The organism is Synechococcus sp. R50.1 (assembly GCF_047462115.1).
In the GTDB taxonomy this organism is placed as follows: Bacteria; Cyanobacteriota; Cyanobacteriia; order Thermostichales; family Thermostichaceae; genus Thermostichus.
On record NZ_JANSIN010000024.1, the window covers coordinates 21,907 to 39,042 of the forward strand.

Sequence of the window (17,136 nt, forward strand, 5' to 3'; positions counted from 1 at the left end):
CAGAGCAAAGGCCAGAAAGTCTTTTTTTCCTGCAAGCGCGGGGGGGTAGGTTGCAGGTTTGGCTCGGACAAGAGATCATAGAGTTTCGTCAAAACCCAAAGCTCCCATTGACGGCGTGACGGTGGAACACAAGCACATTCAGTTAGACAGTCGGCCCGTTGGCCTGAACACAGCCACCGGTACCATCAAAGCCCAGTTGGACTTGCTACTGCTGGGGTTGGAGTCCCTGAGCGGAGAAAGTTCCGAAGCGGTTCTGGCCGCAGCCAAAGCCCTCAACTTGGAAGAGCAGATTGGCGACCGGGTGACCCTCTGGCGACTGCGCAATGCTAACCCCTTGCGCCGCAGCAGCGGTGGGCGCAAAAAGGTCGATATCGAAGAGGCCCGCGCCCTGGTGATGGTGATTGCCTATCTGGCTGCTCAGCAACAAGCCCGTATCCGCAGCACCTTGGAGCAACTGGAAGCCGCTGTCGATCAAGAGCTCAGCCCCTTCCGTCAGCCGCTGGTGGGAGATTACTTGGATGAATTCCTCTCTCACTACCGCAGCCGCATGGTGGATGGGGACGTGCGCGATGAGAATAGCCTCACCGAGCTGGCCCTGCGCATCTTGATTGAGCTGATGTTCTACAGTAGCCCGAAAGGCGCTCAGCGCCTGTGGAAAGCCTTGCTCAGCCGTCCTGAGATGGATTTGCCTGCCGGCAGCGATCTGGAAGAAGAGGGGGTAGCCCACAGCTCCGGCCCCGATACCTCACCCTCTTCTTGAGGCAGGTTCGTCAATTATCACCTCTGTTATCGCCTCTGTAGCCCTCTACCCGTGTTGTTCGCCCGCAGTTGCCATGCCCAGCCTCACCCTGATTAGCCACACCTATCAACAACCCACTTCTACGCTGACTGTACGGGGAGAAGCCCCTGCCGATTCCAATTCTTCAGACTCCTCTGCAACGCCGCCGCTGCAAGCCATCCAGCGCAGCTTCGAGTGTCAGTTGGAAATCCGCCAGGGGGAGACAGTCAAAACTTTACACGGCGATAACGTTTGGCTCAACGATTTGATCACCGTAATCGACCGCTACGTGGGATCCCACTTGAGTGGGGAACCCAAGGGAACCTTCAGCGGTACCGTGGCCATCCGTCCGCTTGATTTTATTTTTCATCGTCTCACGGTGCGCCAAGGGGAAGATCGCATCGCGCAGGTGGATTTGTCGATGACGCAGTTGTACGACCTGCTGGAGAACCTCTCCCAGGTGGCGGATGACATTCCCCAACTGGCCAATCTGGGAACTCCGGTGGCGCGGGCTTGGTATCGACAGCCCACCGGGATCGCGGCCCTGCTGGTGGGAGGGATCGCAGTTGTGGCCGGTGTTGGGATCTGGGCCAGTCGCCCCCCTAGGGATCCCACAGCTTCCCCTTCCCCGCAAGAGCAGCTCACCATCCCTGCCTTGACGGGTCAATCGCAGCCTTTGGCCACATCCCTCCAAGAATCTGACCCAACAGCGGGAAGAGAGGCAGCAGGGGCGGATCCCCTTTCCCGTCTGCGAGACATTTTGGCAGAGCAGTGGCAGTCTCCCCCCGATTTGCCGGAGAGCTTGGCCTATCGAGTAACTGTAGATGAGACGGGATCCCCCCTGGCCGCCGAGCCGGAGAATGAGCTTGCCCGAGAGCGCCGAGCCGAAACCCCCTTTGCCAACCTGCCGGAGCTACCGCCGGATCCCTTGCCAACAGGCGCCCAACAGTTCCGCGTCAGCCTAGAGCCGGGCAACCAGGTGGAAGTAACCCAGGACAGGTAGGCATCCCGACAGGCCAAGCTGGGGTGGGTCAGCACTATAGTCTACCTAGGGATGTTATCGATAGTCACTTCAGGTTAGGGTGAGACCCGTGGGCCACTGAGAACAGCTCTCTGGCCCCCTGCGTTCAACGTTTTAGGTGTTGGGTGCATTGTCCCAGTTTGAATCGAAATAACCCTACTTTCAGGGCCAGGGGATTAGAGGAAGCAATCTGACCCTGAAGAGTAAGCCAGAAAGAGAGAGGCCGCCGAGTTGGGAGAGCCAGGGCCACACTGGCGACGCCGCCAATGCCGAGGCGCAAAGGCTCTACTGATCGCATCTGAAGGGTTTAATCGGCTTCAGACAGCTAGGGCAATGAGGACAAGAGGATAAAGTGGAAGAGTTCCCTCTATATCGGATCGCTGCCACTCTATGACCGCAACCATCGAAGTGCCTAAGCGAGGCTTACCTGTCACCATCATCACAGGTTTTTTGGGCAGTGGGAAAACCACCCTTCTCAACCACATCCTCAACAACCAGAAAGGGATGCGCACAGCGGTGCTGGTCAACGAATTCGGCGAGATCAGCATCGATGCGGAACTGATCGTCTCCAGCGAAGAAGACTTGGTGGAGCTGAACAACGGCTGCATCTGCTGCACCATCCGGGACGACATCGCCGAAAGCGTGTTGCGGTTGATGGAACGTTCCGACAAGATCGACTACCTGGTGGTGGAGACTACGGGATTGGCGGATCCCTTGCCGGTTGCCCTCACCTTTTTGGGGCCAGAATTGCGAGATCTGACGCGGCTGGACTCAATCATCACCCTGGTAGATGCCACCAACTTTGCCCCCGATCTGTTCAACAGCGACGTGGCCTATAGCCAAATTGCCTATGGGGATGTGATTCTCCTCAACAAAATCGATTTGGTCGAGGAAGCCGAGATCGAGCGTCTGGAAAAACGCATCCGCGAGATCAAAGAAGATGCCCGCATTTTGCGCACCGTCAACAGCGCAGTTCCCCTGGAGCTAATCTTGGATACCGATTTGTTTCAGGCCAGTTCCTTGCCCCAAGAAGAAGCCCATGATCACGACAGTCACGACCACCATGACCATGAGCACGATCATGACCACCACCACTCCCATCACAGTCACATCGAGGCCGACGGCTTTAACTCCCTAGCCTTTGAGAGCGATCAGCCCTTCTCTTTGGATGCTTTCCAAAATTTTCTCAACGAGTTGCCCGATGCAGTCTTTCGTGCCAAAGGGGTGTTGTGGTTTGAGGAAAGCCCAGAGCGACATATCTTTCACCTCAGCGGTCGGCGCTATACCCTCAGCAGCGATGATTGGCCTCGCCAGCCCAAAAACCAGTTGGTGCTCATCGGTCAGCGCCTCGATACAGCCCAGCTGCGGAAAAAACTCCAAGCCTGTCTTGCCCGTCCGGCCACGCGGGGTCGAGGGTTTGGTCGCTGAATCAGGGATTGGCGGCAGTCCAGGCTCAAAACAGTCGGGCAATGTTCCAGCAGCCTCGATCATGAAGCCCTGAGGTGATGGCCCACTCTCCATGTCCGACATCTTCGTGATGATCCGCAACCAGGCCAACAACGCGCTCACCTCCATCGATGGGATCCCTTTTCTCAGTTTCCTGGAGCGAGAGGGGCAGTTGATTGCAGAAGAAACCATTGAGTTGATCTATGCGGACGCTGGATTTGATGACCTGCCGATTGGAGAATACACTGTGGGGGTACGGCATGAACGGGTGGAACCCCCGAAAGCCACCTGCCCGGTCAGTATTGCCTCTGAGGACGAGGTTGTTTTGGTAACATTTGTTTACCTTGAGCCCGAGCGGGTTCTGCTGACTATTCACGTCTCTGTGGAGAAGAGGTTGTAGCCATGACTGTCAAGGTCATCCCATCGCGCTCGATCAAAGCCTTTCGCTATCGGGTGTTTTGTTTGGGACAGGATCTCTGGAATGCCCGGGATCCGATTAGCCGTGCCAACCTTGCTCTGCAACTGGCGGATGCCGCTACGACTTTGGCCCGAATGGAAGTCCAAGCCGCTCAGCCCTTCAGCTCAAGCCCTTCCTATTCCCTGCCGGAAGCTGGCCATAGGTAGCCATCGATCCAGCCGGGAATCGAGGCCAGACGCAAGGGATCCCGCCTACTCCCACTCGATGGTGCCAGGGGGCTTGGAGGTGATGTCGTAAACCACGCGGTTGATGCCGGGCACCTCGTTGACGATGCGGTTGGAAATGGTGGCCAAGAGGTCGTAGGGAACTCGCGCCCAATCGGCGGTCATACCGTCTTCGCTGGTAACCAGCCGCACCACCACCGGGCAGGCATAGGTGCGCTTATCCCCCATCACCCCCACCGACCGCACCTCTGGCAGCAGCACGGCAAAGGCTTGCCAAAGTTTGGGATAGTAGCCGGAGCGGTTGATCTCCTGCCGCACGATCATGTCCGCTTCTCGCAGGGTTTCCAGCCGTTCTTTGGTAACCTCGCCTACAATGCGGATGGCCAGCCCCGGCCCCGGAAAAGGATGGCGGCCCACAATCTCTTCCGGCAGACCCAAAGAGCGGGCCAGTTGCCGCACCTCGTCTTTGAAGAGCTTGCGCAAAGGCTCTACCAGCTTAAAGCGCAGATTTTCGGGCAGGCCGCCGACATTGTGATGGCTTTTGATCTTGACGGCAATGCGTTCTCCAGTAACCGGATCCACATGGGTATTGGCAGACTCGATCACGTCTGGGTAGAGAGTGCCTTGGGCTAAGTACTCAAAAGGACCCAGCCGCTGGGATTCTTCCTCAAACACGCGAATAAACTCTGCCCCAATTCGTTTGCGTTTTTCTTCGGGATCGGTAACCCCCTGCAACTGCCGGAGAAACCGCTCCTGGCCATCCACGTAGTGGACGGGAATGTGAAATTGCTCTTGGAAAAGGCGCAGCAGCCGCTGGGGCTCTTCCTTGCGCATAAACCCTTGGTCGATGAACACGCAGGTGAGCTGGTCGCCGATGGCCTTGTGCAGCAGAAAAGCCAAAGTGGAGCTGTCCACCCCCCCTGAGAGAGCCAAGAGCACCTTCTTGTTGCCCACACGGGCACGTACCTCTCGAATGGCTTCCTCCAGAAAAGCTGCCGTTGTCCAGGTGGGCTCGCAACCGCAGATGTGATAGACAAAGTTGCGGATGAGAAAGGCGCCAGCCTCTGAGTGGGCCACCTCCGGATGAAATTGCACCCCGTAGAGACGACGCCTTGGATCGGCAATGGCGGCACAGGGGGTGTTGTCGGTAGAGGCCAAGGTGTGAAAGCCCGGCGGCAGTTCGGTAACCGAATCCCCGTGGCTCATCCACATGATGCTGTTTTCCGGCAGGTTGGTGAGCAGGTCGGTGGGATCCAAAATGTGCAGAGCGGCACGGCCATATTCCCCCTTCTGGGCTGCTTCCACCTTGCCCCCCAACTGCTGCACCATGAGTTGCATGCCGTAGCACACCCCCAGAACCGGGATCCCTAGGTTCCAAATCTCGGGGTCACACACCGGAGCGGCTGGCTCATACACCGAGTTGGGGCCCCCGGAGAGGATAATGCCCTGCGGTTGCAGTTGCCGCAGTTGCTCAGCAGTGGTGCGATAGGAAAGGATTTCCGAATAGACGTGGGTTTCGCGAATGCGGCGGGCAATCAGCTCAGAGTACTGGGATCCAAAATCGAGAATGACGATCATCTGGCGCTGCACTTCGAGGGGGGAAAGGCCGGAACTGGGAGGAGATGCAGAAGGGATCACAAAACCTGGCACAGTGCACAATAAAAAAGCCGGTCCAAGAGACTAGCTTGGCTATGGATACGATGGATACGAAAGAAACATTAAGGGCTCTTCCATGGTAACAGGGGTGGAGAGCTTGCACGCGGCTGCCTGCTCTAAAAAGCCTCTGTCAGGCTTGCCGAGAAAACAGCGCTTCTCGGAGGAGTCTCGCCGAAAAACCGCCTGATGAGCCCCTGAAAAAGCTGGCCACCGGCTGGGCATGACTCCCGCCAACAACGCAATACAGAAGCCAGATGGCCTAGCAAAGTTAAGACTTATGATCGTGAAGGAGCGCTCCAGGCCGGTGGGGGTATTGGTAGGGATCCGCAGTGCCATTTTTTTATGTCGATTGTTGCCGAGTCCTTTCAAACCTATCTGCGCCGCCGCCGTCGTCTTCTAGCCCGCCGTCTCAAGCGACAGCAGGGCTGGGTCGTGGTTTTGGCTCTGCTGGCTTTGTACTTGCTCAGTTGGGATGCGCTGGGCGAAGATGGGTCACTATCGCACCTGTGGAGGGGACAACCCCTGTGGCTGGTGTTGATCCCGCTGTTGGGGGGAGGGCTGTACAGCTTGGGCGCCGGGGTGATCTGGATGCTGCGCCAGCGCTGGTCTGCCCAGCTGTTGGCCGAGATGATCAGCTTGCCCCATTTGACTTTGGCTGCCCTGATCTGGCTGGGGTTAGCCGTTTGGGGAGAGCACCTTTCGCCTTTCCTGTTGCGACAAAAAAACCAATTGTTGGCGGGCCTGTTGATCAGTTGGCTGTTGGCCCAGGGGTGGAGTTTTTTCCAGACAGGTTGGGTAGTAGAGGCTGGGCAACTGTGGGCCGACTATCTGCAGGAGCTGCGCGGTTCTGTATTACAGCCCTGCTACCAGCGCCTGGAAACCTGTCGTCTTTCGCTCCATCTTTACCACGCCATTTGGCAAGACCTGCAACTGGAAGAACTGGAAGCCCAGCACCTGATTCAACTGTTGTCTGAGTCGTTGCTGCCGCTGACCCTGCCGCTCAAGGTCTATGCTCAGCGGGTTCACCATTGCTGTCAGCAGTTGGCAGCCCTGCTGGCGCAAATGCAGGAGCGGGTAGAGCGGTTGGAGCAGGTGCTTTTGAATGTAGAGCTGGAGTTGGCCTCTCATCAGTTGCTTCAGGCTCAGCCGCAGCCGATTAACTTGCTGGCGGAAGATTGGGCCAGCTGTCAGGAGCTGGATTTGCAGGAGTTGGTTTGCTTAAACCAAGAGCTGCTGGGCACCGACCGTTCTTTGCAGGGCTTGACCCAAGAGCTGAAAGGCTGGGCCGACAGAGCCATCCCCGCTGGATTGAAACTGGGATCCCTGGGATGAAGAAGGCTGACGCTTCTTCCTCTGAGCCCCCACAGCTCAAGGCCCTGTGGGAAAGCTGGCTGGCGGAGCTGGGTTGGCAGCCTTCTGAACAGCAGCAGCAACAACTGCAACAGCTCTATCCGCTGGTGATGGCCGGAAACCGAACCCAGAACCTGACCCGCATCACCGATCCCATCGACTTTTGGGAGAAACACCTGTGGGATTCGCTGCGGGGCCTACGCCTGCTGGGATCCTGGGAGGCAATCCAAGCTCAGCCCTGGCGGGGGATCGACATCGGCACCGGGGCAGGGTTTCCGGGGATCCCGGCCCAAATTGCCCTGCCTCAGGCCAGCTTTACCTTGCTGGACAGCACCCAACGCAAGATTGCCTTTGTACAGGACACCTTGCAAAGGCTCTCCCTCACCCAAGCGCGGGCAGTGGCTCAGCGGGCCGAAATTTGGGGGCAAGACCCGCAGGAACGGGGCAGCTATGATATTGCTCTGGCCAGGGCCCTGGCCTCGGCGGAGACCTGCGCCGAGTATTGCCTGCCTCTGCTCAAGGTGGGGGGACGCGCCATCCTCTATCGCGGCCATTGGACCGAGGCAGAAGCCCAAACTTTGGAGCAGGCCCTTGAGCTCCTGGGCGGAAAACTGATCCATGTAGAAGCCTTCACCACACCCCGCAGCCGTGGGGTGCGCCACTGCCTACTGCTGGAGAAAGTAGCCCCCACGCCGCCTCCTTATCCCCGCTCTCCCGGCACTCCCAAACGCCAACCGTTGGGCCAAAGCAATCGCCCATGAAGGTTAGGATCCTGAGTTTCCATCTTGCTACAAAAGCTTCTCCCAATTCTCGGACAAAAAGCTGCAAGGATGGCTTTGCAAATGCCATTGGGAAGACTAAGATGTGGTTGGCATGAGGTTCGGATTGAGCGAATGGTTTAACCAGGTGAGCCTCCGAACTGAACGCTAAAGGGTAAGGTTCGGAGTTTGCTACACCATGACCATTTTTGTGGGTAACTTGTCCTTCAAGGCCAGCGAAGAAGACCTGCGACTTGTGTTCGCCGAATACGGCACCGTTAAGCAAATTAAGCTGCCGGTGGATCGGGAGACTGGCCGTAAGCGAGGTTTTGCCTTTGTGGAACTGGAAAACGAAGCCGATGAGCAAAAGGCCATCGACGAGCTGGACGGTGCTACTTGGATGGGCCGGGATTTGAGGGTCAACAAGGCGTTGCCTCGGCAGACCAGCGCAGGCGGTCGGGATGGCCGCTCTTCCCGCTTTTGAGTTAACATGCATCTACCCTTCCTCAGATGAGGTTTGAGCCAGGGATCCCGACCTGCGATCCCTGGTTTCTAGCGCGTTCCTGAGAACACTCTGCCCAGAAAGGCCAGGCTAAACCAGGCGGAGGCCACCAGGACGATGGCCGGGCCGGAGGCCACATTGAGGTAGTAGCTGGCGTACATCCCCAACAGGCTGGCGCTCACCCCAAATAGGGATCCCAGCAGCATCACCTGGTGCAATCGAGGCACCACCAGATAGGCGGTTGCCGCTGGCGTGATCAGCATGGCCAACACTAAGAGCAAGCCCACTGCCTTCATGCTGGCCACCAACGTCAGGGAAGTGAGCACCATCAGCCCCCACCCCAGCCGCTCGGTGGGCAGGCCGGCTGCTTTGGCCCCCAAGGGATCGAAGCTGTAAAAGGTCAATTCCTTGAAGAAGAGGGCCACTAACCCCAACACCAAAAGGGTGATGCCCACCACTGTCAGCACATCGACAGCATTCACCCCCAGGAGGTTGCCGAAGAGGAAGTGGTTGAGATCGATGCGAGCCCGCCGTTGGATCAAAGTGATCAACAGGATCCCCAAGGCAAAAAAGGCCGAAAAGACGATCCCCATGGCTGCATCCGGCTTGAGGGGGCTGGCGGAGCGGATCCATTGAATTAAGAGGGCGCTGAGGAGACCGGCCACAAAGGCTCCCACAAACAGGTTGAGGCCCAGCATGTAGGCAATGGCCAGGCCCGGCAGCAGCGAATGGCTGATGGCATCCCCCAGGAGGGCCAAGCTTTGCACCAGCAGATAGCTGCCCACCACGGCACAGAGAATGCCGACGGCCACCGCCACCAGCAGAGCCCGTTGCATGAAGGCAAAACTCAAGGGATCCGCCAGGCTGTGCCAGAGCCATTCCATAACGTTGTTGACCTCAAACTCTCCCTAGGCAGCTGAGTCCAGCAGCAGGGCTCGGCCATAGGCCCGCTGCAACACCGCTGGCTGCAACACCTCCCGCGGGGATCCCTGGGCAATTAAGACACGGTTGAGGAGGAGCACTTCGTCGAAGCGGGCCAAAGCCTGACCCAAATCATGGTGCACCACCATCACGATGTGGCCGGCATCTGCCAGCTCCCGCAACACCTGGAACAAAATAGCTTCGCTGGGCTGGTCGATCCCGGCAAAGGGTTCGTCAAGGGCGTAGATCTCCGCTTCTTGCGCCAAGGCCCGCGCCAGGAACACCCGCTGCTGTTGTCCCCCCGACAGCTTTCCAATGGGGCGATCCCGGTAGGCCCCCATCCCCACCCGCTCCAGGGCTTGAGCAGCCCGCTGCTGCCCCTTTTTCCCGATGCGGCGAAACCAGCCAGCAGCTCTCACCTGCCCCATCAACACTACATCCCACACCGTGGCGGGAAACGACCAGTCGATGGCCGAGCGCTGGGGTACATAGGCCACTTGCTCTCCCCACAGCGCTTGCCCGCCGTAGCGCACTTCCCCCCGTTCCAGCGGCACCAACCCCAGCAGCGCTCTGAGAAACGTACTTTTGCCGGCTCCGTTGGGCCCGAGGATGCCCGTGATGCGCCCCGGCGCGATTTCAGCTTGGATCCCTTGCAGCACCCGCAGGCTGCCGTAACACACCGTCAGATCCCGCACCACCAGGGATCCCCTGGCCGGACCAAGAGGGAGAGGAGGAAGTTGCTTTTTCATTTTGTTTTCATTTTCGGTAAATCCAGTGTACCCTAAAGGGACATCTAAACCATGAAACGATGATCAAAAGTCTTGTCTTCCTTTGGGGGCGGCGCCGTTGGGTAGCAGCCTTCGGCTTGGCAATAGGACTCTGTCTCGCTGACGGGAACGGCAGTTTTCTGGCCTTGGCCGGTTCGGGATGGGCGCGTCCCCGCGTTGTGGCCACCACCACACTGATCGCCGATTGGGTGGAGCAGGTGGGCCAAGATCGCATCCAGCTCACCAGCCTGCTGCAGCCGGGAATGGATCCCCACATCTACGAGCCGGCACCGGCGGATGGGATGGCCCTAGAGCGGGCAGACTTGGTGTTTTACAACGGCTACAACCTGGAGCCGGGGTTGATGCGTCTCATCGAAGCCACGGCCCAAGGAGCGCGGCGGGTTGCCTTGGCCGAGATCCTCGATCCCATCGTCACCAATGAGGAGGACGGGATCCCCACTCCCGACCCCCATGTGTGGGGCAATGTGGAAAACGTCATCCGCATGGTGGAGCGCATCGCCCAAGAGCTGGCGGAACAGGTGCCTGGCGAGGCGACCTTCTTCCAAACCAATGCTGCTGCCTATCGAGCAGAGCTGGAGGAGCTTCATGCCTGGATTGGGGAGCAAATTCAGACCATCCCCCCTCCCAACCGGGTTTTGGTGACCACTCACGATGCCTTTGCCTACTACACCCAAGCCTACGGCCTGAAAATGGGGGGATCCTTGCTGGGGATCAGCACCGAAGAACAGCCCAGCGCCCAGACAGTGGCCCGCTTAGTGGAGGAGATCCGCGCTCTACAGGTGCCGGCTGTCTTTGCCGAGACCACCCTCAACCCGGCCCTGATCCAAACGGTGGCCGCTGAAGCGGGAGTCAAGGTAGCGGAACAGGAGCTGTACTCCGATTCTTTGGGGGAAGCAGGCAGCGGTGCTGAAACCTACATCGCCATGATGCGCCTCAACACCTGCACCATCGTGGCAGCCTTGGGCGGATCCCCTGAATGCTCTTGAGAAGCTGAGTCGAGGCAGGAGGTCTGAGTTTTGTATGATAGGGGCTCAGACCCTTGTTCTCTCACCTCTTCCATGCCTGCTGCCATCCATCGCCCGGCCCGCACCCTCTACTGTGGCGAAGTCCGCCCGGCCCACATTGGCCAGACCGTCACCCTCTACGGCTGGATCGACCGCCGCCGCGACCACGGGGGGGTGATCTTTCTGGATTTGCGGGATCGCTCTGGCATTGTGCAACTGGTGGCGGATCCGCAGAAAACTCCGCAGTCATATCCACTGGCGGGGGAAGTGCGCAACGAATATGTGGTGCGGGTAACGGGAACTGTCCAGCAACGGCCCCCCGACTCCTTCAACCCTCGCCTGGCCACCGGCGAGGTCGAGATCTACGCCGAACAGTTGGAAGTGCTCAGTCCAGTCGGCAAGCAGCTCCCCTTCAGCGTCTCGGGAGAAGAAGCAGAGGAAGTGCGAGAAGAGATCCGCCTGCGCTATCGCTACCTGGATTTGCGGCGGGAGCGCATGTCCCGTAACCTGCAACTGCGCCACCGGGTCATCCAGGCCATCCGCCGTTTCCTAGAAGACGAGGAGGGCTTTGTCGAGGTGGAGACTCCCATTCTCACCCGCTCCACCCCAGAAGGGGCCAGAGACTACCTGGTGCCCAGCCGCGTCAACCCCGGCGAGTGGTTTGCCCTGCCGCAGTCGCCCCAGCTCTTTAAGCAGCTGCTGATGGTGGCTGGCGTGGATCGCTACTACCAGATCGCCCGCTGCTTTCGGGATGAGGATCTGCGGGCGGATCGGCAGCCGGAGTTCACCCAGTTGGACATGGAGATGAGCTTCATGGATCAAGAAGGGATCCTGGAGCTCAACGAGCGACTGATCTGCCATATCTTCAAAACTGTCAAAGGGATCCACCTGCCCCGTCCCTTCCCGCGCCTGACCTATGCCGAGGCCATGGCCCGCTACGGCTCCGACAAGCCTGACACCCGCTTTGGGATGGAGTTGGTGGATGTTTCGGAGGTGTTTCAGGGATCCCGATTCAAAGTCTTCGCCAAAGTGCTGGCTGAGGGCGGTTTGATCAAAATCCTGCCAGTGCCCGGCGGCGACGAAAAGATCTCCAACACCCGCATCAAACCAGGCGGGGATCTGTTCAAGCTGGTCACCCAGTATGGGGCGGGCGGCTTGGCCTTTATCCGGGTGCGGCCCGACAGCCTCGATACCATCGGCGCCCTGAAAGAGAGCTTGAGCCCCGAGCAGGAGAAGCGGTTGCTGGATCTCACCCAGGCCAAGCCAGGGGATCTGTTGCTGTTTGGGGCAGGGCCGGCGGCAGTGGTGAACGAGTCTTTGGGCCGGCTGCGGCTGCACCTGGGCCAGGAGCTGGGTTTGATCCCAGAGAACGCCTTGAATCTCCTCTGGATCACCGACTTTCCCATGTTTGAGTTCAACGCCGAAGAAAATCGCCTGGAAGCCCTGCACCACCCCTTTACCGCCCCCCACCCCGACGACTTGGCCGACCTGAAAACGGCGCGGGCCCAGGCTTATGACCTGGTGTGGAACGGCGTGGAAGTAGGAGGGGGATCCCTGCGGATTTACCAGCGGGAAATTCAGGAGCAGGTTTTTCAAGCGATTGGCCTCACCCCCGAACAGGCGCGGGACAAGTTTGGCTTTTTGTTGGAAGCCTTTGAGTATGGCACCCCGCCCCACGGCGGCATTGCCTACGGCCTGGATCGGCTGGTGATGTTGCTGGCCGGGGAAGATTCCATCCGGGATGTCATCGCCTTTCCCAAAACCCAGCAGGCGCGATGTTTGCTCACCGGCGCTCCTTCCAGCGTTGAGGCGAAGCAGCTCAAGGAACTGCACGTTGCTTCCACCTATCAGCCCGGTTGAGGGAGGTATCTTCCAACGACCACGGGTGCTCGATGATTTCGGCACGGGTAACAGGGCTGCGGAGATCCAGCAGACAATATTCCTTTTCAACCAAAAGGACTTTCATTGTGAAAGCCGGGCCTTTTTAACGGGAGTTCAGGAGTGCCTGGGATCCCTTCTCCCAGCCCCAGCTCCCACCTGTGGGAGGATAGAAAGGAATACACCCCTACTTTTTTTGCCATGCTACAGCTGACGGGAAAGAAAGCCTTGGTAACCGGCATTGCCAACGAGCGCTCCATTGCCTGGGGCATTGCTCAGCAACTGCACAAAGCGGGGGCCAGCCTAGGGGTTACCTATCTGCCGGACGAGCGGGATCGCTTCAAAACCAAAGTTCAGCAACTCACGGATCCCTTGCAGCCAGATTTTCTCCTCCCCTGCGACGTGCAAAGCGATCAGCAGATCAGCGATCTGTTTCAGGGGGTAACCGAAAAATGGGGTCAGGTCGATATTCTGGTTCACTGCCTGGCCTATGTCAAAAAAGAGGAGCTGAGCGGCAACTTCAGCGATATCTCGCGGGAGGGGTTTGCCCTGGCCATGGATGTGAGCACCTACTCCCTGATTGCCCTCTGCCGGGCTGCCAAGCCCCTACTGAGATCCGGCAGCAGTGTCCTCACCTTGACCTACTTGGGAGGAGTGCGAGTGGTGCCCAACTACAACATGGCTGCCGTCACCAAAGCGGGCCTGGAAACCTGTGTCCGCTACCTGGCTGCCGAGCTGGGCCCTGCCGGGATCCGGGTGAACGCCATTTCTGCCGGCCCAATCCGCACCTTGGCCTCATCGGCCATTTCCGATTTTCATGCCATGCTGCATGCTGTGGAGGAGAAAGCTCCCCTACGGCGCAATGTCACTCAAATAGAGGTGGGCAATGTGGCGGCTTTTCTGGCCAGCGACCTGGCCAGCGGCATTACCGGCCAGGTGATCTACGTGGATAGTGGGTATAGCATCCTGGGTTTTTAAGCGCTTTGGGATCCCTTGGGGATGGCTCCGGCATGAATCGCTTCTCACCCTTGCAGCGGTTGCTGCTCACCTGGATCTTGATCGTCATCAGCGGCTGGCTGGCCATACAGGTAGGTCGGCTGTTTGGGCATTTGCTCACCACCATCCTGACAGCGGCGGTGCTGGCCTTTTTGCTCAACTACCCGGTGCAGGTGCTGCGGCGCTATCGGGTCAGTCGAGGTTTGGCGGTCACCCTGGTCTTTGCTCTCTCGGTGGTGCTGCTGGTCTTGGTGGGGATCGCCGTGGTGCCGGTCTTGGCCAAGCAAGTGGTGCAGCTGGGGGCGCGGATCCCAGAGTGGGTGGACACCTTACAAAATTGGCTCGACCAGATTAGCCTTTGGGCCGCCGAGCGCAACATCAACCTTGGCCAGACGGAGCTGGTCAATACCCTTCTCAACCGCCTGCAGGCCAGCGCCGAGAAAATTGCCGGCCAATCCCTGGATCTCCTTCTGGGTACGTTCAACCAGGTGATCGACTTGGTGCTGGTGCTGGTGTTGGCCCTCTACATGCTGCTCTACGGGGGCCAGTTCTGGCAGGGGTTGCTCAGCCTCTTCCCCAAACCTTGGGGGCCGCGCATCGGCGAAGCCCTAGCCCTCAGCTTTCAGAACTTCCTCATCAGCCAGTTGGTGTTGGGGTTCATCATGGCCCTGATGCTGGTGCCGGTTTTTGGGTTTTTGCGGGTACCTTTCGGGCTCCTGTTTGGCCTGCTGATCGGCCTGCTGGAGGTCATCCCCCTGGTGGGGGGGGTGATTGGCATTGGGGCGGCGGCGGTGTTGCTGGCCTTTCAGGACATTTGGCTCAGCCTTAAAGTGGTGCTGGTTTCCCTGATCGTGCAGCAGGTGAAGGATCGGGTCATCGCCCCCCGCCTGATGGGAGAGCTGATCGGGCTAAATCCAGTGTGGATCTTGATTGCCCTGTTGGTGGGGGCGCAACTGGGGGGCATCCTGGGCGTGATCGTCGCCATTCCCCTCAGCAGTGTGGTGAAAAGCCTTTACGAGATCGCCCGCTCTGCCGACCTGGCCGCCGAAGATGGGTTGGGTTCCGGTGTAAAAGGATCCCCGCAAGGGCTCCGTCCGAGTAGCGCCAACGGCGAACCCCGCCGGGATCCTACCCTGCCCAAGCCGGAGACCCAGCAGATCTAGCTGCTCCAAAAGGGAAGAGGCTCTGCCCATGCGATTCAGGCGATCGCGTTAACCGGCAGGCAAACAGAGGCTCAATCCTGGTAAGCCCAGTTGCTGGGCTATCGATGGCCACCCTTGTCCTCAGGGAGAGGGGCTGGGGGTGAGGGCCTCATCCTAGCGAATTTTGCCCTCGATAAAAGGCACCTCCAGCACTTTTTCGTGGTGGATAGGGCCGTGGCCGAAGTAGCCTCCCTCCCCAAACAGTTCGCCGTGATCGGCTGTAACCGTGATGTAGGTGTTTTTGGGAACCAGGTCGAACAGCTGTTCAAAGATCCCATCCAGGTAGCGCACCGCCTGGATCTGTCGCTGCCGTAGCTCTTCCAACTGGGCCGAATCGAAAAAGGGGATCCCGTCCTCTTCTCCTTCATCCAGCCGCTTCAACACCCCATTCACCCCCGAGATGCGGGGCCACAAGCTGGGATCCTCATCGGGCAGCGCGTAGGGATAGTGAGTTTCGCCCACGTTTAACAGGTAAAAGCTGGGGCGATCCGGCTCGAAGCGCAACTGTTCCACCATGGCCGCCATATCGTTGTGCTGGGGCATGAGGCGGTAGGAATCGAAATCCCGATTCAGCAGCGTGCTGGGGTTGAGCACCGGCATGGAGACCATGGCGTGGGTGGTGTAGCCCAGTTGATGCTTCAGCAGCGTCGGCAAATAGAGATGAGGCAGCAGATGCTTGAACTCAATGGGTTGCCGGGTGCCGAGCCGCTCGTTGTAGCGCAGATAATCTTGCTTGTAGTGCTCGGACGCAAAAACGTGGATGGGGCTGGTGTGGGGCAGCAGGCCCATGAGCAGGTTGTAATGGGCAGGGGCCGTCCAGGAAGCGTAGCTCCAGCGCTTTTCCAGAGGGCCCAACTTCAGCAAGTGCTTGGGGTTGGCCGCCAGCAGGCTGTCGAAGCGGCAACTGTCTAGGACGATGAGCAGATAGTTGTTCTGTCCCCGCGGTTCAGGGCGGGGGTCGGGCTCAGACGCAGGAGCGGCAGACGATTTCCACCAGTTTAGGAATCCCATCCTTCCTCCTCCTCGTCGGCGTAGGGCCGCTGGACAATCCGCCAGTTGGGAGCTGCTGCCGCATCGTCGTCCTCAGGAGCGGGATCGCGAATGCGTTCCGGCGGGATATTGGAATAGGAATAGCGGCCTGCTTGGGGATCCGGCTCGTACTCCGGCAGATCTTGGGGCAAATAGTGGTCGGGGGGAATCAGCTGGGCTTCCAAAAAGCGAACTCGGTCGCTCAACTGAGTTAACTTACGGATTGCCTGTCGCTGGAACACCCGGTCGTGCAATCGCCAGGAGCCTACATACAAAAATCCCAGCCCCATCCCTGCTCCATAGGAGGCCAACAGCACCAACGACAAAGGAATCGGGGATCCCGATTGCCCACCCACCACAACCCTTGCCGGGGATCCCCAGTTTTGGATGAGGAGAACGAGCAGGCTCAAGATCCACAAGCCCAGGAGTATGAAGCGAAGGTTTCTGATCGCGTTAGCGGGACGAAATTCTTGCATGGCCTCAACCCTACCCTTTGATTAGGCTACCATTCTTCCCTTTCTCCACTGGCCTGGCAGCAAAGACGCTGGAAGCTCAAGCGGAGTTGTTCTCAACAGCCATTAGCCCTCTCCCTAAGGCGCGCTTCAGCTTACTAGCGCAGGAGCCCCGCACTGTACCCGTAGGGTCAGTGTCGGGAGGAATGCGCTTTGATGAAGTACAATGAACTTATGAGCCAAATCCTGACCATCTCCTGCAAGCTCAAGGTGTCCCCGTCGCAAGCCGCTAAATTGGACGCGACGATGGAGGCTTTTGGCCAAGCCTTGAACTGGGTCAACCAGAACACGCCGGAGAAGATCGTCAACGCGGTCAAACTGCAGTCCCTTTGCTACTACGAGATTCGCGCCCGATTCGGCTTGTCTAGCAACTTGGCCCAGCAGGTGTGCAGACGGGTGGCCGGCGCCCGCAAAGCGGCGAGACAGCGTAACCGTCCAGTCCAAGAGTTCAAGCGTGGGTTCGTTACCTACGACGCACGTATCTTTTCATTCCGCGAGAAAGACTGGACGGTGTCGCTGACCACGGTGGAAGGGAGAGAACGCTTTGAGCTAGCCATTGGTAACTACCAGCGTGGGATGCTGGCTGGCTCTAACCCCAAATCGGCCACCCTAGTCCAGCGGAAGGATGGCTCCTACTACATCCAGATTTGCGT

Annotated in this window: 17 protein-coding genes and 1 pseudogene; 13 read left to right on the forward strand and 5 right to left on the reverse strand. The window is 58.8% G+C overall.

From position 1 onward, the window contains the following. The first annotated feature begins 115 nt into the window (after nucleotides 1-115). From NW870_RS07775 to NW870_RS07795, 5 genes are all read left to right on the forward strand, one after another. Nucleotides 116-760: a DUF3038 domain-containing protein gene (locus NW870_RS07775; RefSeq protein ID WP_414341745.1), complete on the forward strand. Its 645-nt coding sequence runs from the start codon at nucleotides 116-118 to the stop codon at nucleotides 758-760. Nucleotides 761-833: 73 nt separating this feature from the next. Further along, nucleotides 834-1,781, forward strand: a complete 948-nt coding sequence (locus NW870_RS07780) for a DUF4335 domain-containing protein (RefSeq protein ID WP_414374734.1) — start codon at nucleotides 834-836, stop codon at nucleotides 1,779-1,781. A 408-nt stretch (nucleotides 1,782-2,189) separates the two neighbouring features. After that, nucleotides 2,190-3,227: a CobW family GTP-binding protein gene (locus tag NW870_RS07785; RefSeq protein WP_414374735.1), complete on the forward strand. Its 1,038-nt coding sequence runs from the start codon at nucleotides 2,190-2,192 to the stop codon at nucleotides 3,225-3,227. A gap of 91 nt (nucleotides 3,228-3,318) precedes the next feature. Next, entirely contained in the window at nucleotides 3,319-3,645 is a 327-nt protein-coding gene (locus NW870_RS07790; RefSeq protein WP_238376924.1) for a hypothetical protein, read from the forward strand. Between the two features lie 2 nt (nucleotides 3,646-3,647). Beyond that, nucleotides 3,648-3,869: a hypothetical protein gene (locus NW870_RS07795; protein WP_011432797.1), complete on the forward strand. Its 222-nt coding sequence runs from the start codon at nucleotides 3,648-3,650 to the stop codon at nucleotides 3,867-3,869. Nucleotides 3,870-3,914: 45 nt separating this feature from the next. Here NW870_RS07795 and guaA read toward each other — a convergent pair whose 3' ends face one another. After that, nucleotides 3,915-5,465, reverse strand: a complete 1,551-nt coding sequence (guaA, locus tag NW870_RS07800) for a glutamine-hydrolyzing GMP synthase (protein WP_414331898.1) — start codon at nucleotides 5,463-5,465, stop codon at nucleotides 3,915-3,917. A gap of 420 nt (nucleotides 5,466-5,885) precedes the next feature. Between guaA and NW870_RS07805 the strand changes: the two genes are divergently transcribed. The 3 genes from NW870_RS07805 (at nucleotide 5,886) to NW870_RS07815 (ending at nucleotide 8,135) form a co-directional block, all read left to right on the forward strand. Further along, nucleotides 5,886-6,875: a hypothetical protein gene (locus NW870_RS07805; protein WP_414341740.1), complete on the forward strand. Its 990-nt coding sequence runs from the start codon at nucleotides 5,886-5,888 to the stop codon at nucleotides 6,873-6,875. Continuing rightward, nucleotides 6,872-7,654 (forward strand): 16S rRNA (guanine(527)-N(7))-methyltransferase RsmG, encoded by a 783-nt coding sequence (rsmG, locus tag NW870_RS07810; RefSeq protein ID WP_414374737.1) that lies wholly within the window; start codon nucleotides 6,872-6,874, stop codon nucleotides 7,652-7,654. Before NW870_RS07805 ends, rsmG begins: the two co-directional genes overlap by 4 nt. Before the next feature lie 196 nt (nucleotides 7,655-7,850). Beyond that, on the forward strand, nucleotides 7,851-8,135 hold the full coding sequence (locus NW870_RS07815; protein WP_011432793.1) for an RNA recognition motif domain-containing protein: 285 nt from the start codon (nucleotides 7,851-7,853) through the stop codon (nucleotides 8,133-8,135). A gap of 68 nt (nucleotides 8,136-8,203) precedes the next feature. On the opposite strand, the gene NW870_RS07820 is transcribed toward NW870_RS07815, so the two are convergent. Then, complete coding sequence (locus NW870_RS07820) at nucleotides 8,204-9,037, reverse strand: metal ABC transporter permease (protein WP_414374738.1); 834 nt, start codon at nucleotides 9,035-9,037, stop codon at nucleotides 8,204-8,206. Between the two features lie 24 nt (nucleotides 9,038-9,061). Beyond that, nucleotides 9,062-9,823, reverse strand: a complete 762-nt coding sequence (locus NW870_RS07825; RefSeq protein WP_414374740.1) for a metal ABC transporter ATP-binding protein — start codon at nucleotides 9,821-9,823, stop codon at nucleotides 9,062-9,064. A gap of 59 nt (nucleotides 9,824-9,882) precedes the next feature. On the opposite strand from NW870_RS07825, the gene NW870_RS07830 reads away from it, so the two are divergent. From NW870_RS07830 to NW870_RS07845, 4 genes are all read left to right on the forward strand, one after another. Then, nucleotides 9,883-10,848: a metal ABC transporter solute-binding protein, Zn/Mn family gene (locus tag NW870_RS07830; protein ID WP_414374742.1), complete on the forward strand. Its 966-nt coding sequence runs from the start codon at nucleotides 9,883-9,885 to the stop codon at nucleotides 10,846-10,848. Between the two features lie 72 nt (nucleotides 10,849-10,920). Then, nucleotides 10,921-12,726 (forward strand): aspartate--tRNA ligase, encoded by a 1,806-nt coding sequence (gene aspS / locus NW870_RS07835; protein ID WP_011432789.1) that lies wholly within the window; start codon nucleotides 10,921-10,923, stop codon nucleotides 12,724-12,726. A gap of 219 nt (nucleotides 12,727-12,945) precedes the next feature. Beyond that, nucleotides 12,946-13,722 (forward strand): enoyl-ACP reductase FabI, encoded by a 777-nt coding sequence (gene fabI, locus NW870_RS07840; protein ID WP_011432788.1) that lies wholly within the window; start codon nucleotides 12,946-12,948, stop codon nucleotides 13,720-13,722. 32 nt (nucleotides 13,723-13,754) lie between these two features. Next, entirely contained in the window at nucleotides 13,755-14,903 is a 1,149-nt protein-coding gene (locus NW870_RS07845; RefSeq protein ID WP_414341734.1) for an AI-2E family transporter, read from the forward strand. 153 nt (nucleotides 14,904-15,056) lie between these two features. Here NW870_RS07845 and NW870_RS07850 read toward each other — a convergent pair whose 3' ends face one another. Then, nucleotides 15,057-15,953 carry a sulfatase-like hydrolase/transferase gene (locus tag NW870_RS07850; RefSeq protein ID WP_011432786.1) on the reverse strand — a complete coding sequence of 299 codons (897 nt, stop codon included), beginning with the start codon at nucleotides 15,951-15,953 and terminating at the stop codon, nucleotides 15,057-15,059. After that, nucleotides 15,941-16,381, reverse strand: a complete 441-nt coding sequence (locus tag NW870_RS07855) for a LapA family protein (protein ID WP_414374744.1) — start codon at nucleotides 16,379-16,381, stop codon at nucleotides 15,941-15,943. The genes NW870_RS07850 and NW870_RS07855 overlap by 13 nt, the downstream gene beginning before the upstream one ends. Before the next feature lie 276 nt (nucleotides 16,382-16,657). Between NW870_RS07855 and NW870_RS07860 the strand changes: the two are divergent. Continuing rightward, nucleotides 16,658-17,136, forward strand: a pseudogene (locus tag NW870_RS07860) (RNA-guided endonuclease TnpB family protein); the annotation flags it as partial.